This is a genomic window from Enterobacter sp. PTB, assembly GCF_051130085.1.
Lineage (GTDB): Bacteria > Pseudomonadota > Gammaproteobacteria > Enterobacterales > Enterobacteriaceae > Enterobacter > Enterobacter ludwigii.
This window is the reverse complement of sequence record NZ_JBDKEE010000144.1, coordinates 1-364: the sequence shown is the minus strand read 5'-3', so window position 1 is coordinate 364 and position 364 is coordinate 1. Positions and strand designations below refer to the sequence as shown.

The following is a 364-nucleotide window of genomic DNA, read 5'->3' as shown; positions in this document are numbered from 1 at the left end:
TGACGCCGTGTGGGGCCAGTTCTTCACGAAGATTCTCGGAAATACCGTGCACAGCAAATTTCGTCCCTACATAAGCAACATGGTTCGGAAACGTTTTACGCCCTGCCACCGAGCTGATATTGATAATGGTACCTCGTTTGCGGCCCACCATGCCTGCTGCTACGGCATGCACACCGTTCAGCACGCCTTTGACATTGATATCCAGCATGCGCTCCCATTCTTCAGGATTTTGCGTGGTCATATTGCCGAGCAGCATCACACCGGCATTATTAATCAGTGCGTCCGCCGGACCGAAACGCGCCTCAGCTTCTCTGACCGCCAGAGTCAATGCCGCTCTGTCAGTAACGTCCACGGGCTTACAGAG

Annotated in this window: 1 protein-coding gene; it reads right to left on the bottom strand. The window is 53.8% G+C overall.

Annotated features, from left to right (window positions below; all coding sequences use genetic code 11):
• The coding region (locus tag AAIR21_RS28015) for an SDR family oxidoreductase (RefSeq protein WP_434682860.1) at positions 1–328 on the bottom strand (328 nt) is incomplete at its 3' end.
• Positions 329–364: the final 36 nt, after the last annotated feature.